The sequence below is a fragment of the Streptococcus raffinosi genome (assembly GCF_030284685.1).
GTDB classification, from domain to species: Bacteria; Bacillota; Bacilli; order Lactobacillales; family Streptococcaceae; genus Streptococcus; species Streptococcus raffinosi.
Window position 1 is genome coordinate 60,296 of record NZ_JASUZV010000010.1, and the last position, 19,430, is coordinate 79,725.

Annotated in this window: 16 protein-coding genes; all 16 read left to right on the forward strand. The window is 36.5% G+C overall.

The genetic code is table 11. From position 1 onward, the window contains the following. Positions 1–122: 122 nt before the first annotated feature. The 16 genes from QRD39_RS07720 (at position 123) to tgt (ending at position 19,157) form a co-directional block, all read left to right on the forward strand. Positions 123–2,093: a peptide ABC transporter substrate-binding protein gene (locus QRD39_RS07720; protein ID WP_285956139.1), complete on the forward strand. Its 1,971-nt coding sequence runs from the start codon at positions 123–125 to the stop codon at positions 2,091–2,093. A gap of 236 nt (positions 2,094–2,329) precedes the next feature. Next, complete coding sequence (gltX, locus tag QRD39_RS07725) at positions 2,330–3,784, forward strand: glutamate--tRNA ligase (protein WP_285956140.1); 1,455 nt, start codon at positions 2,330–2,332, stop codon at positions 3,782–3,784. Positions 3,785–4,280: 496 nt separating this feature from the next. Then, the gene (locus QRD39_RS07730; RefSeq protein WP_037613078.1) at positions 4,281–5,588 is read left to right on the forward strand and encodes a GHKL domain-containing protein; all 1,308 of its coding nucleotides are present in this window, start codon (positions 4,281–4,283) and stop codon (positions 5,586–5,588) included. Positions 5,589–5,646: 58 nt separating this feature from the next. Next, positions 5,647–6,537, forward strand: a complete 891-nt coding sequence (locus QRD39_RS07735) for a hypothetical protein (protein ID WP_037613080.1) — start codon at positions 5,647–5,649, stop codon at positions 6,535–6,537. Positions 6,538–6,558: 21 nt separating this feature from the next. Further along, positions 6,559–7,839 carry a hypothetical protein gene (locus tag QRD39_RS07740; protein WP_285956141.1) on the forward strand — a complete coding sequence of 427 codons (1,281 nt, stop codon included), beginning with the start codon at positions 6,559–6,561 and terminating at the stop codon, positions 7,837–7,839. A gap of 23 nt (positions 7,840–7,862) precedes the next feature. After that, on the forward strand, positions 7,863–9,176 hold the full coding sequence (locus tag QRD39_RS07745) for a GHKL domain-containing protein (RefSeq protein ID WP_285956142.1): 1,314 nt from the start codon (positions 7,863–7,865) through the stop codon (positions 9,174–9,176). Position 9,177: 1 nt separating this feature from the next. After that, positions 9,178–9,921 (forward strand): response regulator transcription factor, encoded by a 744-nt coding sequence (locus QRD39_RS07750; RefSeq protein ID WP_008536189.1) that lies wholly within the window; start codon positions 9,178–9,180, stop codon positions 9,919–9,921. 944 nt (positions 9,922–10,865) lie between these two features. Further along, positions 10,866–12,065, forward strand: a complete 1,200-nt coding sequence (locus QRD39_RS07755) for an argininosuccinate synthase (protein WP_002888721.1) — start codon at positions 10,866–10,868, stop codon at positions 12,063–12,065. A gap of 328 nt (positions 12,066–12,393) precedes the next feature. Further along, the gene (gene argH, locus QRD39_RS07760; protein ID WP_285956143.1) at positions 12,394–13,779 is read left to right on the forward strand and encodes an argininosuccinate lyase; all 1,386 of its coding nucleotides are present in this window, start codon (positions 12,394–12,396) and stop codon (positions 13,777–13,779) included. An 84-nt stretch (positions 13,780–13,863) separates the two neighbouring features. Next, positions 13,864–14,199: a ribonuclease P protein component gene (gene rnpA, locus QRD39_RS07765; protein ID WP_021146527.1), complete on the forward strand. Its 336-nt coding sequence runs from the start codon at positions 13,864–13,866 to the stop codon at positions 14,197–14,199. Positions 14,200–14,311: 112 nt separating this feature from the next. Continuing rightward, positions 14,312–15,118 (forward strand): YidC/Oxa1 family membrane protein insertase, encoded by an 807-nt coding sequence (locus QRD39_RS07770; protein ID WP_002888724.1) that lies wholly within the window; start codon positions 14,312–14,314, stop codon positions 15,116–15,118. 11 nt (positions 15,119–15,129) lie between these two features. Continuing rightward, on the forward strand, positions 15,130–16,176 hold the full coding sequence (locus QRD39_RS07775) for a Jag family protein (protein WP_285956144.1): 1,047 nt from the start codon (positions 15,130–15,132) through the stop codon (positions 16,174–16,176). 134 nt (positions 16,177–16,310) lie between these two features. Then, positions 16,311–16,904, forward strand: a complete 594-nt coding sequence (locus QRD39_RS07780; protein WP_285956145.1) for a TetR/AcrR family transcriptional regulator — start codon at positions 16,311–16,313, stop codon at positions 16,902–16,904. Further along, complete coding sequence (locus tag QRD39_RS07785) at positions 16,904–17,467, forward strand: NAD(P)H-dependent oxidoreductase (protein WP_285956146.1); 564 nt, start codon at positions 16,904–16,906, stop codon at positions 17,465–17,467. Before QRD39_RS07780 ends, QRD39_RS07785 begins: the two co-directional genes overlap by 1 nt. A 221-nt stretch (positions 17,468–17,688) precedes the next feature. Beyond that, a complete protein-coding gene (gene rpmH / locus QRD39_RS07790; protein WP_002885866.1) occupies positions 17,689–17,823 on the forward strand; it encodes a 50S ribosomal protein L34 in 135 nt (44 codons plus the stop codon). Between the two features lie 191 nt (positions 17,824–18,014). Next, on the forward strand, positions 18,015–19,157 hold the full coding sequence (gene tgt / locus QRD39_RS07795; RefSeq protein ID WP_008536200.1) for a tRNA guanosine(34) transglycosylase Tgt: 1,143 nt from the start codon (positions 18,015–18,017) through the stop codon (positions 19,155–19,157). Positions 19,158–19,430 lie beyond the last annotated feature (273 nt).

The following is a 19,430-nucleotide window of genomic DNA, read 5'->3' on the forward strand; positions in this document are numbered from 1 at the left end:
CAGAAAATAAAAAATATTCAGAAAGTAGTTTTAATTTTCTGGACTTATGGTATAATTTAAGCGTATACACATCATTATTGAGTGTTTAAACTTCTGACATTGTAAATTTAAGGAGACGATGCATGAAAAAAAGTAAGGTATTTTTACTGGCGACCATAAGTTTGCTATCTGTGGGTGTTTTGGCAGCTTGTTCGTCATCAAGTAAGACGTCTGGAAAGACTTATAATTATGTTTATGGTGGTGATCCTGCAACCCTAGATTATGTTTCTACAAATAAGAAAAATATGACAACAGCTGTTAGTAATGGCGTTGATGGTTTGTTTGAGAATGACCAATATGGGAACCTTAAGCCATCTGTAGCTGAAAGTTGGTCTGTTTCCCAAGATGGTTTGACCTATACCTATAAGATTCGTAAAGGTGTTAAATGGTACACTTCAGATGGGGAAGAATACGCAGATGTGACAGCCAAAGACTTTGTGACTGGGCTTAAACATGCTGCTGATACAAAATCTGAGGCCATTTACTTGTTGCAAAACTCTGTTAAAGGCTTGAATGACTATGTTTCGGGAGACAATAAAAACTTTGAAAATGTAGGAATTAAGGCTATTGATGATCATACCCTACAATATACTCTTAGCGAACCAGAGCCTTACTGGAATTCAAAGTTGACTTATTCAGTGACTTGGCCTGTTAACGCAGATTTTTTGAAATCTAAAGGTAAAGACTTTGGTAAATCAACAGATCCAACTTCTATTCTTTACAATGGACCATACCTTCTTAAGTCTCTGACAACTAAATCTTCAATTGAGTTCATTAAGAACGAAAATTATTGGGATAAGGACAATGTTCACTTTGATAATGTCAAGTTGACTTATGATGATGGGACAGACCAAGAATCTTTGGAACGTAATTTTACGGATGGTGTCTACAATCTAGCACGTCTATTCCCAACAAGTTCTAATTACTCTAAAGTTGCTAAACAGTATAAAGATAACATTTATTACACACAACCTGGTGCTGCTGTAGAAGGTGTTGGTATTAACATTGATCGTCAAACTTATGGTCATACTTCTAAAGAAAATGATCAACAAAAGTCGTCAACGAAAGCAGCTCTTCTTAACAAAGATTTCCGTCAATCTTTGAGTTTTGCCATTAATCGTACGAACTATGCAGCTCAATTGAATGGTAAAGAAGCAGGAAAAACAGCTGTGCGTAATATTTTTGTCAAACCTGATTTTGTTCAGGCAGATGGCAAAAACTTCGGAACTATGGTGATGGACCAACTTCCAGCCTTTGGTGATGAGTGGTCTGGTGTGAATCTTGCAGATAGTCAAGACGGACTTTACAACCCAGAAAAGGCTAAAGCTGAGTTTACTAAAGCTAAAGCAGCCCTTCAAGCAGAAGGAGTACAGTTCCCTATTCATTTGGATATTCCTGTTAATCAGACAAATAAGATTTATGTGAATCAAGTACAATCACTTAAAGAATCTGTCGAATCTGCTCTAGGAAAAGATAATGTTGTACTTGATCTCCACCAAATGTCATCTGATGATTTCTACAATATCACTTATTCTGCGGCAAATGCAGCAGCTGAAGATTGGGATTTATCAGTTGGTGTTGCCTGGGAACCAGACTATCTAGATCCATCTACTTACCTTGATGTCTTGAAGACCACTAATAGCGAGAATACGAAGTCCTTTATGGGATATGATAATCCTAATAGCCCAGCAGCTGAAAAAGTAGGTCTTAAAGAATACGATCAGCTCGTTGACGATGCTTCTAAAGAAACAACCAATTTAACAGCTCGTTATGAAAAATATGCCAAAGCTCAAGCATGGTTGACAGATAGTTCGCTTTATATCCCAACAACTACTTATAATGGGGCTGCAGCCGTGATTTCACGTATCAAACCATTCTCCGGAGCTTATGCTCAAGCAGGTGATAAAGGTTCGACTTACTACTTCAAGTATCTCCAATCTCAAGATAATATTGTTACTAAGAAGCAATATGATTCGGCTTACAAAGATTGGCTGAAAGAAAAAGCGAAATCTAACGACAAGGCTCAGAAGGATTTTGAAAAACATATTAAGTAATCTATTCAAAACGACTTCCTATAGGTAGTCGTTTTTTTGATAAAATTTCTCGAACCATCTCTAGATTGTGATATAATAAGAAGGATTGGTACTCGCTTATAAACCTTTATTGTGAAGGTGAAAAAAGGTTGAGTTACCTGCTGATACTTGAAATCTTAGAGTCGCCTCTTGAGATAGATTCTAATCTAATGAAGTATCCAAAGACTGAAGAATGAAACATAAAAAGGAGACTTATCTTGGCTAAAGATATTCGTGTTCGTTACGCACCAAGTCCAACAGGACTTTTACACATTGGTAATGCCCGTACAGCATTGTTTAATTACCTCTATGCTCGTCATCATGGCGGTACTTTCATTATCCGTATTGAAGATACTGACCGTAAACGTCACGTTGAAGATGGTGAACGTTCTCAACTTGATAACCTGCGTTGGTTGGGAATTGACTGGGATGAAAGTCCAGAGACACATGAAAATTACCGTCAATCAGAGCGTTTGCCACTTTATCAAAAATATATTGATCAGCTCTTGGCAGAAGGTAAGGCTTACAAGTCGTATGTGACTGAAGAAGAATTGGCAGCAGAGCGTGAACGTCAAGAAGCTGCTGGTGAAACACCTCGTTATATCAATGAATTTCTTGGCATGACTGAAGAAGAAAAAGCTGCCTACATCGCCGAACGTGAAGCGGCAGGTATCGTTCCAACAGTTCGTTTGGCTGTTAATGAGTCAGGAATCTACAAATGGCATGATATCGTTAAAGGAGATATTGAATTTGAAGGTGGTAATATCGGTGGTGATTGGGTTATCCAGAAGAAAGATGGTTACCCAACTTACAACTTTGCGGTAGTTATTGATGACCACGATATGCAAATTTCTCATGTTATCCGTGGAGATGACCACATTGCTAATACACCAAAACAACTTATGGTTTATGAAGCTCTTGGTTGGGAAGCTCCTGAGTTTGGACACATGACCCTTATCATCAATTCTGAAACAGGTAAGAAGTTGTCTAAACGTGATACGAACACCCTTCAATTTATAGAGGATTATCGTAAAAAAGGTTACCTTCCAGAAGCAGTCTTTAACTTCATTGCTCTTCTTGGTTGGAATCCTGGTGGAGAAGACGAAATCTTTTCTCGTGAAGAGCTGATTAAACTCTTTGATGAAAATCGTCTCAGTAAATCTCCAGCAGCCTTCGACCAAAAGAAATTAGATTGGATGAGTAATGACTACATTAAGAATGCAGATTTCGACAAGGTCTTTGCTCTTTGTAAGCCTTTCTTGGAAAAAGCTGGCCGTTTGACAGACAAGGCTGAAAAATTAGTGGAACTCTACAAGCCACAAATGACAGCTGCAGAAGAAATTGTTCCTCTTACGGATCTCTTCTTTGAAGATTTCCCAGAATTAACAGAAGCTGAAAAAGAATTTATGGCTGGTGAAACAGTGCCAACAGTGCTTAAGGCCTTTAAAGCGAAACTTGAAGCAATGTCAGATGATGAGTTTGTCACTGAGAATATTTTCCCACAAATTAAGGCTGTTCAAAAAGAAACAGGAATTAAAGGGAAAAACCTCTTCATGCCAATCCGTATCGCTGTTTCAGGAGAAATGCACGGTCCAGAATTACCAGATGCTATTTTCTTGCTTGGTCGTGAAAAATCAATTAAACATATTAATCAAGTTCTTGAGACGCTATAAAAACGAACCCAACATCTGTTGGGTTTTATAATGTAGATAAACCGAGCCATTTGAGGAGCCACTTACTAGATTATATATCTAGTTGGTATTAGAGCTTTTTGGAAGAGATGGCACTTTAATGTAATGATGATATACAATAATCTATTTATCATTTTCAAAAATGAAAATTAGTTTTATAATAGATAAATAAGAAAACAAGAAGGGAGCGGACGTTATGAGAAGATTTAATTGGTATTTTTACTATGTTATTGGTATGTATCCATAAAAAAATCAAAAAGTCGGTTAAAGAGCTTTAGTTTTTCTAAGCTCTTTTTAATGTGTGCTTGGGCTGTATAGTAGGGGAAAGGTTCTAAGAGGTAGAGAAACTTTTGAAAGCTCTTAACTTGGGAAAAGCGTTTTATATTTTTAGTTTTTTCTAATAGGAGTAACGCTAAATTATATATTTATGTTACAATAAAGTAGGTTGATTTTTGAAAGGAAAGGGGTGAGCATAGAGATGATTGTCCTATTTACAGTTCTACGTCTATTGGCTATTTTAATTGTTAGCCATGACATGTCGGGCCTGCTCAAAACGTGGAAGAGTAAAGTCTATTTTATCATTGGTAGTCTCTTGCTCTCTCTATTTGTAGGAGGCATCACAGGTTCACTTTTAGCACTCTTATTTTGTCATCTATTCTTAAATAAAACATCAAGTCGTGAAAAGAATTCATTTCTTTTCACCTTTTTGCCGTGGGTCTTTGTTGAGGTAACTTCTAAATTACTTCAACTTTACTTCTTCCCATGGATTTTTCAAATTAATTATTTACAAGTAAAAGATACCCCAGTACTTATTGCTCTATCTTATCTTTTGGTGTATCCAATCTTCCATTTGATTGTCAAGGTCTTCTTTATTGACTTCAGTGCTCTTGATATCATGGGGAATAACCACACTTATCAAGTTAGGCAACGTCTGTTGGTTGGGGTGACTTTAGCATATATTATCTTATCTCTAGTTATTTTCTATGCGAGTAATGTCTTTCCTTATATGGGACTCTTTATTTATTTAGCAGGTAGCATTACAGTTGTTTATTCAATTCTCTTTATTTTACTATTTGCTCAGCTCAATATTTATTCTAAGAGGAGAGTAAAGGACCAATTGGCTGAAGAGATGATTAGGCACGAAGAAAGTTTAGAAGAATATAGCCATCGTTTAGAAAAACTCTATAATGATATTTCTCAGGTTAAGAAGGATTATTTGGAAGGGCTTAAGAATATGGAAGATAGTATTCAACGCCGAGATTTACCTGCTCTGAAGCAGGAATATGCGGAGCTTCTAGAAAAATCTGGGAATAGTTTAACGTTGTCAAATTATGAATTGTCACGTTTAATCAATTTGGAAATCACCTCTCTCAAGAGTCTTTTCTCTGCAAAAGTGCTTGAAGCTGAGAACCTAGGAATAAAGGTCAATTTAGAGTTACCAGATGTCATATCATCTACGCAAATTGAGGCTCTAGATTTGGTAGTGATTTCTTCTGTGTTCTTGAATAATGCTATAGAAGCTACAGTGAAATCTGAAGATCCAACGTTAACGATATCTTTCTTTAAAAATCAGGACTACCTTACCTTAGTTATTGACAATACGACGAGGGAGGAACGTATCCCTGTGTCCAGAATATTTGATGAAGGAGTTTCTAGTAAAGGCGAAGGTCGCGGTCTTGGTCTGTCTAAAGTAGCAGAGATACTTAATCGCTATCCAAAAGTAAATCTTGAAACTCGGAGTTGTGATTATCATTTCACACAAGTTCTGTCTTTTCGAGATAACTGATAGGACAGAGTGAATTTTTAAGGATAAGATACGGGGAAATAGAAAGGGGAAATAGCACATGCAACTCGCGATTGATGGCCTTATTGCTTTGGTTGTTGTCGTTTCGCATCTAGTGATTTCAGCTAGACTAGCTTATCTAGATGTTTTTAATTATCGTTATATTCCTTATGTAGTAGTGGTAGCTGTTGTTAAGTGGCTAGCAAAAATATTATGGCAAATTGATATTCCAGATGCCATTTATCTCCTAGTTTTTATTTTTCTTGAAAAGCCTCAAGCGTCAAGAGAAGAAAAGTATTTTTGTGCTTTCTTTGCTCCTGTATTCTGGACTTTAGTTACTAGCTTCTTCAGTTTTTACCTTTTTCGCGTTTTCTTTAATAAGCCAATCAACTTAGTTCCAAATAACCTGGGAATTTTAGCTGTGGATAGTGTGGTTCTTCCATTCTTTCTAGGATTGCAAAAAATGTTTGGTTTAGACCGCTTTTTTGAGAAACCCTTTGAAGGGTTGCAAGATAAGTACAAGAGTATGCTTCTGCAAGTAGATATGATTTTAATTATCAGTTATCTTCTTATTCTTTTTAAGCAAGAGATATTCTCGTTACTTTTGAGTCAAACCTATCTTCCTGGCTATCCTCAGATTTATATTTGGGTAGGGCTCCTTATACATATGTATATTTTAGTTCGTTTTGTTTCCTATAGTAAAGATGTCCGTGATAGCGAAATTCTTCGAGAACAAGAGGAGCATTTAAGAAGTTTGGAAGCCTACAATCAAAAAATAGAGGCTGCATATAAAAGTGTGCGTTCTTTCAAACATGATTATGAGAATGTCTTAATTAGTATGCAGACTAGTATTGATAGTGGAGATTTTAATTTGATAGAACAAACCTATCAGGACATTCTGAAAAAGGCAGGACAAGAACTCATTGAAGAAGATGACGAAAATGCCTCTTGATCATAAATAGGAAATATTATCATGAACTTACAGCTTTGGACTATGGTAACTCTTGAAAATAGTCTTATTCAGATCATTAGTTTTCATATTACCTGGTTTATTTATAAAAAATTAACAGGGAGCTCACTAGCTTATTGGAAAGTACTTCTCTTAAGTCTTTTAGGGATAATAGTATCACTTGGTAAAGGTGATGGCTTCTATTATCAAGTGATTATTTTTCTAGGGTTGGCTCTTAAGGAACGTCGCAAACACCGCCTGACATTATGGGCAAGTCTTTTTTTTGGAGCCTTCTCAGTCATTTTTACAGATTTATTTGCAACCTTTACACCCTTCTATGTTTTCAATAATCTGTTTGTAAATATGACTTTGGGTGAAATCCAAGAAAACTTCTTACTGGAATTACTATCTTATGTGATGATTTATCCCTTCTTCCTTTATATCAATTATCTTTCAAGTTCAGATATTGATAAGGTCAAGGAATTAATTTATTCACGTGGTCGAGAACGTTTATTGATAGCAGTTGATTTGACCTTTGCAGTGTATATTTTTTGCAGTACTTTCCTGATGTCAACTGGTGGTAATGTTGGAAAACCTATTTTCTTTGCTATGGCGGTCTATCTCTTAATGGTGATAACGCTAAACCGCTATTCACATAAATTTGTTAGGGAGCGTAGCCAAGAAGCTGTTGATACTTATGTTTACAACTTAAAAGTGTATAATCAACACATTGAGGCTCTTTTTACAAAAGTAAAACCTACTCAACAAGATTTTGAGAATCTTTTGATAGCTCTTGAGACACCTCTTGCGAAGAATCAGCTATCAGAAGTTTTAGCAGTATATCATGAACATTTGAATCATCTTAGATTGGATGACTTGGATTTAAATGATAAATTAGCTCCTCTGTTTGAAATTCCTTATCCAGAATTAAGGAGTTGGATTGTTAACCAAATTATTCCTTTGGAGCAAAAGGGAATTATGGTTCGGTTAGATGTCAACGTTGTTGATTATCCTAAACATTTAAATATTGCGGTGCTTATTACTGTCTTGGAACGCTGTATTAACCTGGCTGAAAAGCTTTGTGTGGAGGAGCCAGAGACAGATATTGGTTTCCTTATCCAACAGAATGAGGACGGTAATCTCTGCTTTGTTATTGAAAATACCAACCAGGAAGCTACCCCAGAACTTGATGGTAGGTTAGCGATTAGTCGTGATTTAGCGCAGTTTTGCTGGTCAAATGGTATTGGTTTAACTAACAAAAAAGAATTATTTAAAACCTATCAAATTGTTACGGTAGGACTATAAAGATAGAAAGGACGGAAGTAGCTATGCTAGGTAACATCGTGTTCCAAATTTTGATGTTTGTCATTATTTGGGATATCTATCTACGTATTGGTGGTCAAAACACTAATCTCAAAAATCGTGTGCTCTATTTGTTATTCGATGTTGCCTTATGTATTTGGGGACAACTTATTGGACGCTATTTAGGTGTAGTGCCTCCTTTAGTCTCCATTGTGACTTTGACGTTTAGTTACCAACTAAATAAGACGGTTACTTCTGTAGAGCGATTCTTTTTAGGTTTCTATCCAGTGGTACTAGTCGATTTAGCAAGGCGCTTCCTGGCTACTTTCTTTTTTCCACCGATAATTGGCGTAGCGGCGTCAACTTTGAATAATAATATTTGGTGGTCTATGGTACCACTTTCCTTTGTCGTGTTGACAGTCAGAATTGTAGACTTCATTTTGCGTCTTGATTTCACAGATATCTTGAAGGTAGCTACCCAACAAGAGAAGAAAAATCGTCTGGGATTGGTTAACATGCTTCTTTTGATTTATTATTTGGTTATCTTTTTGGTATCAACATTTGATTCTTATTTCCCAGAGTTACACCTTGAAAGTAACTTGCGGCTACCGCTGGTAATGGGTTATCTTTACCTTCTTCTTTTCGTTTTGGGAGCTGTTAACCAGTTTGCTAAGGAAAAGATTGAGCAAGATTTGACCATGAAGCAAGCTAACTATCTTGATGATTTGAAACGAGAAAATGCTAGGGTAGAAGGTTTATATAGGGATTTGATGTTTGTTCGTTCAAACTATAATTACCTCCTAAATAACCTGCGAGATATTGAAAGAACTGGAGATATTCGCTCCTACAAAAAAGATTTAGTTGACCTGTATGTGAATAGAGATCAATATAGCTTCTCAACTCAGGTCACAGATTTAGAAAATATTCAGAATCCAAGCATTCACAGCTTGCTTTCATCAAAATATCATGAAGCCCAGATGTATAGGCTTAATATTCATGCAGAAATTCCTGACCCAGTCGTTCACAGCTATCTAACAGACTTAGATTTAGCCGTTATTTTGGGTCACCTCATGGACAATGCTATTGCTGGTGCTCGTAAAGTTAATGATGGCTTTATTAGCTTAGCCTATTTTGATGAGGAAGATTGCCAGAGCTTTATTGTTGAAAGTGCGATATCAGATGAACAAGCTCCTCTTTCAATGATGACTTCTCAAAATCTTAACAGTGGTGGTATAGGTGTAAATGCTGTTCAAGATATTTTGGAGCGTTACCCCAACACATCCCTATCTGTCCGTAGTCAAAATCATAAAATGATGCAAATACTAGAAATGAGACCCTAATATGAATATATATATTTTAGAAGATGATTTAATGCAACAAACACGCATTAGTGATATCATCAGAGAATTGGTTTCAGAGGGCACGTTCTCAGTACGGAAACTAGAAGTTTTTTCGAAACCACATAAATTATTAGCCAGTATTAACGAGAAAGGTAATCATCAGGTCTTTCTTTTAGATATTGATATTGATGGTGAGCGAAAGAAGGGGCTTGAGGTCGCTTCAGAAATTCGTCAACAAGATGCTAATGCGGTTATTATATTTGTAACGACTCACTCGGAATTTGCCCCGATTAGTTTTAAATACAAGGTTTCCGCACTAGATTTTATTGATAAGACTGTTTCTAATGCAGAGTTCAAGCAGCAATTGAAACAAACGCTAACTTTTGTGAACCAAAAAGTTGGAGAGTTGGATGATGGTGACATTTTTGTATTTGAAACGGCTCAGTCTCGGATTCAGGTTCCTATGCGAGATATTTATTATTTTGCAACTGCTGTGACACCTCATAAGGTGATGTTAATTACTAAAACAGAACGCTTAGAGTTTTATGCTAACCTTGGAGATATCACTTCTGCGAATAAAAAGCTCTTTTCGTGTCATCGTTCCTTTTTAGTTAATTTGGATAATATTGCTCGTATTGATAAGACTCAGTTGATGATTTATTTTGAAAATGGTGATTCCTGCCCAGTTTCTCGTCTAAAAATGAAAGCTTTACTGAAGAAATGGTCAGAAGTTAAGGACTATTAATGATGACTATGAAAGCTGTCTTTTAGTCCTAATATTGCTCGCAATTATTTTTGATAGTTAGTTGCTATATATGTATCCATTTTGCTAAAAATACTAAATAGATGTCTTTTAGTGAGTTATTTTTGTAAATTTTTAAAAATAAGTCTAAAAAAATACAGTTCAGGATGAAAAAACGACATTCTATGAAATCGTATAGACAATTAAATTGAAAAGAGTTATTATATAATCAAGATATGTGATTCGGAAATGAGACATCGTCAATCTTATTGAAATCTACATACACTTTATGAAAATAAATAATGTACTTTTATATAACTTTTTCCTAATCCCCATTTTTTATTGGCCGCTCGTCCAATTACATATCTTTTTTATAGACATTAAAAAGCTTGAGAAATCAAGCTATTTTTTTGTTTTTAAAGGAGTTATTGCAGATTAGGATAAAAAATAACATTCTATGAGTGAAATCCGACATTTTAGGAAATAGCGATATGCATTATAGGATTGCATGCTATAATGTAATCAAGGTTAGAGAGCAAGAAGAATGTATGGTTTAAGTTAGTCCCTTAAACATAATAATTTCCCTCATTCATTCTATCTAAAATTGCTGTTGTGTTCTCTACCGATGATGCTGTTGTTCGAAAGGTCTGTACTTTGTACAGGCCTTTCGGCATTTTAAGAAATAATAGTTAAGAACACTTTTGGATCTAGCTAGCTAGTATTTGAGAGTGCTTTTTTATTTTTTAAGAAGTAATTGTGTATAAATGAATAAAACTTGATAAATACACATTTTTTATGCTTAAAGTATAAAAATAAGCAAAAAAATAAAAATAAATATAAAAAAATAACAAATTATGGTTGACAAATGAATAAATATGCAATATAATAAATCTCGTAAGGTTGATAGAGATAGAAACCACAAGAAAATATAAGAAAAGAGAAATATTATGTCAAAAGAGAAAGTTATTCTTGCTTATTCTGGAGGTCTTGACACCTCAGTAGCTATTACTTGGTTAAAAAAAGATTATGATGTTGTCGCTGTTTGTATGGATGTCGGTGAAGGTAAGGATCTTGAATTTATCCATGATAAAGCTCTTACAGTTGGAGCTATAGAATCTTACGTCCTAGATGTTAAAGATGAATTTGCAGAAGATTACGTACTCCCAGCCCTTCAAGCGCATGCTTATTATGAGCAAAAATATCCTTTGGTTTCAGCGCTCAGTCGTCCAATTATTTCTAAAAAATTAGTTGAAATCGCTCATAAGACTGGTGCTACAACCATTGCTCACGGTTGTACTGGTAAAGGTAATGACCAAGTTCGTTTTGAAGTTGCCATTGCAGCTCTTGATCCAAGCCTTAAAGTAGTAGCGCCAGTACGTGATTGGAAATGGTCTCGTGAGGAAGAGATTGAATATGCTAAGGCTAATGGTGTTCCAGTTCCTGCAAATCTCGATAATCCTTATTCAGTGGACCAAAACCTTTGGGGACGTGCTAATGAATGTGGTGTTCTTGAAAATCCTTGGAATCAAGCTCCAGAAGAAGCCTTTGGGATTACAAACTCACCAGAGTCTGCCCCAGACGAAGCTGAATTTGTTGATGTAACCTTTAAGGAAGGTAAACCAGTTGCCCTTAATGGTAAAGAAATGAAATTGGCGGACCTTATCCAAGAAATGAATGTTATCGCTGGTAAACATGGTGTTGGACGTATCGACCACGTTGAGAACCGTCTTGTTGGTATCAAATCACGTGAAATTTACGAGTGCCCAGGTGCCATTGCTCTCTTGACTGCCCATAAGGAGATTGAGGACTTGACTTTGGTACGTGAAGTTTCTCACTTCAAACCAATCCTTGAAAATGAATTGTCAAATCTTATCTATAATGCTTTGTGGTTTAGCCCAGCAACTCAAGCCATCATTGCTTACATCAAAGAAACACAAAAAGTAGTTAATGGTACTGCTAAAGTAAAACTTTACAAAGGTCATGCTCAGGTAGTTGCTCGTAAGTCAGATAATTCACTATATGATGAAAACTTGGCTACTTACACATCTGCGGATAGTTTTGATCAAGATGCTGCTGTTGGATTTATCAAACTCTGGGGACTTCCAACACAGGTAAATTCTCAAGTTAATCATCCATTTGACAAATAATGAAAGACTTCATAAGAAAAGTGGGTTGTTAGAAGGACAATTCTTCATATCAGATAAAAGTGGACAGAGATCCGCATCTGGTACTCTTTTCTTATAACTTATATTACTATCGTTAAGGCGTTCTGAGAGGCGTCACGAGCCTAAATAAGCCACGACTGAGATCGGGTTTTAGGAAAACAAGTGTCCAGAGAGACAACTTAAGCTAGACAAAAAATATCTAGCTTTTTTCATTTGAATTATTGTGGCCTGAGAGGTCATTACTTGTTATAAGCATTAAGAAAGGACAAGAGATTATCCTATCCTTTGGGGAAATCTTTAACATATAACTATGGCAGAAAATCATAAACTGTGGGGCGGTCGGTTCGAAGCTAGTCTTGAAAAATGGGTCGAAGAATTTGGTGCTTCAATTTCCTTTGACCAAAAAATGGCTGAGTTCGATCTTAAAGGTTCCATTGCTCACGTAACCATGCTGGGTGAGACAGGAATTATTACCAAAGAGGAGTCTTTACAAATTAAACAAGGCTTGGAAGAGTTACTTAAGGAATACAAGGCTGGTAAACTAGAGTTTGATGTTTCCAATGAAGATATTCATATGAATATGGAAAGTCTATTGACGGCTAAGATTGGGCCCGTAGCAGGGAAACTTCATACAGCACGTTCTCGTAACGACCAAGTTGCAACGGATATGCACCTGTATCTTAAAGCCAAGCTCTTTGAAGTTATTGAGAGACTTGATAACTTACGAAATACTCTAGTGAATCTAGCAGATAAACATATCTATACGATTATGCCCGGCTATACTCACTTACAACATGCACAACCAATTTCTTTCGGTCATCACTTGATGGCTTATTACAACATGTTTACACGTGATGCTGAACGTTTTGAATTTAATATCAAACATACAGATGTATCGCCTCTTGGTGCCGCAGCTTTGGCAGGTACAACTTTCCCTATTGATCGGAAGATGACATCTGACTTAATGGGATTTGCAAAACCATATAGTAATTCTCTAGATGCCGTCTCTGACCGTGATTTCATTTTAGAATTCTTATCAAATTCAAGTATTCTCATGATGCATATGACACGTATTTGTGAAGAAATTATTAGCTGGTGTTCTAATGAATTCAAGTTTGTCACTCTTTCAGATACGTTCTCTACAGGCTCTTCCATTATGCCTCAAAAGAAAAATCCAGACATGGCAGAGCTTATCCGTGGGAAATCAGGTCGTGTTTACGGTAATCTGATTGGATTATTGACTGTGATGAAGTCACTACCTTTAGCCTATAATAAGGACTTGCAAGAGGATAAGGAAGGTATGTTTGATACAGTAGAAACGATTACTGTAGCCATTGATATTCTTGCAGGTATGCTCAATACTATGACTGTTAACGATAAGCATATGGCAGAGTCAACAGAAAAAGACTTTTCAAATGCTACTGAGTTGGCTGATTATCTTGCGGCTAAAGGTCTTCCATTCCGTGAGGCGCATGAGATTGTAGGGAAACTTGTTCTTGAGTGTACTAAAGCTGGACACTATCTCCAAGATGTTCCTCTTGAACGTTATCAAGAAGTCTCAGATTTAATTGAAGAAGATATCTATGAAACACTCAAGTCTCATACCGCTGTTGAGCGTCGTCATTCTCTTGGTGGAACAGGTTTCGACCAAGTTAAATGGCAAATCAAAGAAGCTCACCTAAATCTTAAAAAATAAGTCTCTAAGGCCCAAACTATAAGGTTTTGGGCTTTTTTGCTATTTATGGTATAATAGTACTAATTTTGAGTTTGGAGTCGTATTTTGAAAAAATCTTATCGTATTAAGAAAGAGAAGGACTTTAAAGCATTATTTGACGCAGGGCACAGTGTTGCCAATCGAAAATTTGTTGTCTACTGTCTAAATCGTGATTTACTCCATTATCGCGTAGGTTTGTCAGTTAGCAAGCGTCTTGGTAATGCAGTTACTCGGAATCGGGTAAAACGTCGTCTACGACATGCACTGATGGACATGTCATCTCAATTAGCACATCAAGATTTTGTCGTTATTGCTCGTAAAGGTGTTGAGGACTTAAGTTACCAAGAAATTTACAGCAATCTCGTTCATGTCTTAAAAATAGCAAAGTTATATAAGGATTAGAAAATCATCTTCGCCGTCATGGTATGGAATTCATCAAGACAAAATTTTGTTGATGCTACCATCCTAGTAGACGGAGATAAGACAATTCTTTGTCATGTAAAAGGAGTTTTTAGTGAAAAGAAAACTTAATTTATTCGTTTTAGGAGCAGGAGCTCTCTTGGCTTTATCAGCTTGTGGACGCAGTGATGTCACAAGCCAGTCTACAGGACTTTGGGAACGCTTCATTCTAATGTTTGGTAAGGCTGTTCAAGGACTTTCAATTGGCGGCTCTATTGGACTAGGGATTATTATCTTTACGATTTTGATTCGTGCAGTTATGATTCCATTGTATAATCGCCAAATTAAGTCAAGTCGTGAATTGCAAGAACTACAGCCAGAGTTACGACGATTGCAGGGTGAGTATCCAGGAAGTGAAAATCGTGAAGCTCTTGCTAATGCACAGCAAGAACTCTACAAAGAGCATGGTGTTAATCCCTATGCCAGCTTCGTTCCTCTCCTGATTCAGTTTCCTATTTTGATGGCTCTTTACGGTGCGCTTACACGTGTACCTGAGTTACGAGAAGGAACCTTCCTCTGGGTAGACCTTGGTCAGAAAGACCCCTACTTTATTCTTCCGATTTTGGCAGCTGCATTCACCTTCCTTTCAACTTGGTTGACGAATAAAGCAGCTAAAGAACGTAGTTCGATGTTACTTGTTATGAATATCTTGCTTCCAGTCTTTATTTTCTGGTTTGGAACGCAGATTTCTTCAGGGGTAGCACTTTATTGGGCAGTCTCAAATGCCTTCCAAGTTGTTCAGATTTTGGTTTTCAATAATCCATTTAAAATTATTGCTGAACGTAATCGTTTGGAAGCGGAAGAAAAAGAACGTAAAGCTAAGATTCGTCGTGCCAAGAAAAAGGCGCACAAACGTAAGTAAGGAGGCTTTTTATGGTTGTCTATTCCGGACGAACAGTTGAACAAGCTATCGAAAAAGGTTTGAAAGTTCTTAAGTTACCTCGTATGAAGGCCCACATCAAGGTGATTTCTCGTGAGAAAAAAGGCTTTCTAGGATTTGGAAAGAAACCTGCTCGAGTTAGCATTGAACCAATAAATGAACAATCAGCGTATGAAGCAGACCAAGATAATACCGTAAAAGATTTTGCCGATAATATCAATTATCAAAATAAGGCTATCACAAGCCCGACAGAAGAAACCAATACTTTCAGTAAAGTGACAAGGCTTGCCGATCTTGTGGATAGCAAGGAAATGGAAGAGGAAATTGAGGAGGAAACAACCCCTGTAGAGATCTTTGATGAAAAGCCATCGGAGAAAAAACAGGAGCCATCTAAGGCAACAGTTATTCCTCTAGCTATTAAGCGCCAGTCATTAGAAGAAAGTGTATCGGATTCAGTGGTATCCTCTCTAGAATCTGAACAGGAATCGGTTACTCAAATTCAAGCTACAGAAACTTCAGAAGATGATTTCAGCTCTTTTGTAGCATCTGAGTTTAGTTCAGAAGAAACTTCTGAAAACAATTTAGAGGATGTTCAAGTGGCTGCGGACGACGTTTTATCTTATCTTGAAAAAATCATCTATGAAATGGATGTTGATGCTAGTTTAGAGGTCAGTCACAATCGTCGTAATATCATTATTCAGATTGAGACGGATCAACCTGGTCGTGTTATAGGTTATCACGGTAAAGTCCTTAAATCATTGCAACTTTTGGCACAAAATTATTTGCATGACCATCATTCTAAACGATTTAGTGTTGTTCTTAATGTTCGAGACTATTTGGAGCAACGTACGGAGACTTTGATTGATTTAGCTGAAAAAACAGCAGCTAAAGTAAAAGAAACAGGTCGAGAGTATGTGATGGATCCGATGACGAATAGTGAACGAAAAATTATCCACAAGGCTATATCTCAAATTGAAGGTGTTGAAAGTCACTCAGAAGGTGACGATCCCAATCGATACGTGGTTGTAACAAAAGTATAATTAGAATAGTATGTATTACTGATATAAGCTAGTCTGGTTTAAAGGCTAGCTTTTTTTTGACAAATTAAAGTATACAGCGTATACTTTAATTAAAAAGTAGTCGATGTCTACTTAATTGTAAATAGGAGTCGAAGATGAAACGTAATACTGCTGAATTGAAGGAGAAGCTAATTAAAACCGGAATTGAGGAAATAAGGATAAAGGGGATTGACCAATTATCTATGCGTACAATTGCCCAAAAATGTGGCGTTACTCATGGAGCTCCCTATAAGCACTTTGACAATAAAGATACCTATATGAAAGTTGTTTTGGAGCACTTATCGGAGATCTTTTTGAAAAATATGACTCAAGGGATTGCATCTTCTCTCAACGCAAGAAATCGACTGGTATTAATGGGTTGTAACTTTGTAAGATTTGCTCAACAAGAAACGAATATCTTTGAGGCCTTGTTTATCAAGTTTCCCTTTAACTATATGGAATTTTCTCCAACAAGTATTTCTGTCAATTCCCACTTACCAGGATTTGAATATTTTAAAAAGATAGCTCTGGAATTAAAAAGCGAGGAGAAACTTTCAGGTAGTGATGCAGAAGTTTTGATGCATTTTTGGAGTTTTATCACTGGTTTGGCTATGCTAGCAAGAAGTCCCATTGCTGATAATTTTACAGAGACTACTGTTCAAGAAACTGTAAGAACTATGCTTGATATTTATATTAAAGGAGCTAAGTAATGAAGATCTTAATGATTTATGCACATCCAAACGACAAGAGCTACAATGCCTCTATACTAGAGACTGTTAAAGAAAATTTATCGCCTAAACATGAGTTAAGGATTTTAGATTTGTATAAAGAGCAGTTCGACCCTGTTTTACGTTTTGATGCTACACATAGGAGAAGAGACCTGGCGAATGATGTAGCTATGAAACACTATCGAGACTTGTTAGTTTGGGCAGATCAGTTAATCTTTATTTTTCCAACTTGGTGGAGTGGGATGCCAGCTATCTTAAAAGGATTTATTGAACGTGTATTTGTTGCTGATTTTGCTTATGATAATACCCCACGTGGTTTGAAAGGTAGGCTTGCTGGCAAGGCCTGGATTATCACTACGCACAATACACCGAGGATTTTCCTTCCTTTTGCACAAGACTACTCCAAAGTTTTGAAATTTCAAATCCTAAAACCTTGTGGGTTTAAAGCAGTTAAAGTCACCCAGATTACACGTGTTGAGTATATGACGGACCATGAGCGAAAGGAACAACTCCAAAAAATCGCAAAATTGACTCAAAATCTTTAAATGAACGAAGTAATGGGATCATCGAGACTTTTAGCACCGGTAGAAATGACTAAGTCGCTCTTTTAAGTTCTAGTGTTTGTCTTTTACGATATGATGGAATTATTGTCTAAAGTATTTCTTGACAAGAACACGCTATTGCTATAAAATAGTATGGTATGTTTAGTATCTGATCAAAAATAGCCGGCTAAACGAATACGAAAATCTATCAGGAGGTATTCAACGTGAAACGTACTTATCAACCAAGTAAAATCCGTCGTCAACGTAAACACGGATTCCGTCACCGTATGTCAACTAAAAACGGACGTCGTGTTCTTGCAGCTCGTCGTCGTAAAGGACGTAAAGTTCTTTCAGCTTAAGACATTATTGAAAGCAACAGTGCTCGAGACTGTTGCTTTTTGTTTACCAAAAGCTTAGATATTTTAGAATAGCCGTTTTGAGAAATTGAAGCTGACAATTCCTATAAATTTTGGTAAACTAAAGCGGTTGTGGATAATGACCACTTACAAAATAATACTTAGGACTGTTTTTCCTAACGTAAGGAGCATAAATGACTGATTTTCCTATTAAATATCGTCTTATAAAGAAAGAAAAACACACAGGGGCACGTCTAGGGGAAATTATCACCCCTCACGGAACCTTTCCGACACCGATGTTTATGCCTGTAGGTACTCAGGCTACAGTAAAAACGCAATCTCCTGAAGAATTAAAACAGATGGGGTCAGGAATTATTTTAGCAAATACCTATCATTTATGGCTCAGACCTGGTGATGAGCTTGTTGCTAAAGCTGGTGGACTCCATAAATTTATGAATTGGGACCAAGCTATTCTTACAGATAGTGGTGGTTTCCAAGTTTATTCACTAGCAGAAAAACGAAACATTTCAGAAGAAGGGGTGACATTTAAAAATCACCTTAATGGAAGTAAGATGTTCCTATCTCCTGAGAAGGCCATCTCTATTCAAAATAATCTGGGCTCAGATATTATGATGAGCTTTGATGAATGTCCTCAATTTTATCAACCATACGATTATGTTAAAAAATCAATTGAACGTACAAGTCGTTGGGCAGAGCGTGGACTAAAGGCGCATCGCCGTCCATATGATCAAGGGCTCTTTGGTATTGTACAAGGAGCTGGTTTCGAAGACCTTCGTAGACAATCTGCGCATGATTTGGTTTCCATGGATTTTCCAGGGTACTCTATTGGTGGTCTTGCGGTAGGAGAAACTCATGAAGAGATGAATGCAGTTCTAGATTTTACTGTACCTTTACTTCCTGAGAATAAACCACGTTATCTCATGGGAGTAGGTGCACCAGATAGTTTGATTGATGGTGTAATCCGTGGTGTTGATATGTATGATTGTGTTCTTCCTACAAGAATCGCTCGAAACGGAACTTGTATGACTAGTCAAGGACGTCTTGTAGTTAAAAATGCGGCATACGCAGAAGATTTTAGCCCTATAGATCCTGAGTGTGATTGTTACACATGTAAGAACTATACACGTGCTTATGTTAGACACCTACTGAAGGCAGATGAGACATTTGGAATTCGTTTGACAAGTTATCATAATCTCTACTTCCTGGTGAATTTGATGGCGAAAGTACGTCAAGCTATTATTGATGACAATTTACTTGAGTTTCGTCAAGATTTCATTGAAAAATATGGTTATAATGCAAATAATAGAAATTTTTAAGTTCACTATCTAACAGTACAGCAATGTACTGTTTTCTTATTTAATTTAATAAAAATAAATAAGAAAGCTGCTAAGAAAGGTGTAGACTGAACGTTTTTTTAAATACCCTTTAAAATGATAAAAAGTTATTGACAAGGCAAGCAAGAGATGATAATATGAGTAGGCTACATCGGAGGATGAAGCTGAGACATGAGGGAGTTTGGAAAAAACTTTTCAAAAAGTGTTGACAAGATATTCTAGATTTGCTAGAATATAGGAGTTGTCTTAAGAGAG

Excerpts from the sequence above, each read along its gene's own strand:
- QRD39_RS07720 (WP_285956139.1), top strand. The coding sequence starts at position 123 with ATGAAAAAAAGTAAGGTATTTTTACTGGCGACCATAAGTTTGCTATCT.
- QRD39_RS07750 (WP_008536189.1), top strand. The coding sequence starts at position 9,178 with ATGAATATATATATTTTAGAAGATGATTTAATGCAACAAACACGCATT.
- QRD39_RS07735 (WP_037613080.1), top strand. The coding sequence starts at position 5,647 with ATGCAACTCGCGATTGATGGCCTTATTGCTTTGGTTGTTGTCGTTTCG.
- argH (WP_285956143.1), top strand. The coding sequence starts at position 12,394 with ATGGCAGAAAATCATAAACTGTGGGGCGGTCGGTTCGAAGCTAGTCTT.
- QRD39_RS07780 (WP_285956145.1), top strand. The coding sequence starts at position 16,311 with ATGAAACGTAATACTGCTGAATTGAAGGAGAAGCTAATTAAAACCGGA.
- QRD39_RS07730 (WP_037613078.1), top strand. The coding sequence starts at position 4,281 with ATGATTGTCCTATTTACAGTTCTACGTCTATTGGCTATTTTAATTGTT.
- QRD39_RS07740 (WP_285956141.1), top strand. The coding sequence starts at position 6,559 with ATGAACTTACAGCTTTGGACTATGGTAACTCTTGAAAATAGTCTTATT.
- QRD39_RS07745 (WP_285956142.1), top strand. The coding sequence starts at position 7,863 with ATGCTAGGTAACATCGTGTTCCAAATTTTGATGTTTGTCATTATTTGG.
- QRD39_RS07785 (WP_285956146.1), top strand. The coding sequence starts at position 16,904 with ATGAAGATCTTAATGATTTATGCACATCCAAACGACAAGAGCTACAAT.
- tgt (WP_008536200.1), top strand. The coding sequence starts at position 18,015 with ATGACTGATTTTCCTATTAAATATCGTCTTATAAAGAAAGAAAAACAC.
- QRD39_RS07775 (WP_285956144.1), top strand. The coding sequence starts at position 15,130 with ATGGTTGTCTATTCCGGACGAACAGTTGAACAAGCTATCGAAAAAGGT.
- QRD39_RS07755 (WP_002888721.1), top strand. The coding sequence starts at position 10,866 with ATGTCAAAAGAGAAAGTTATTCTTGCTTATTCTGGAGGTCTTGACACC.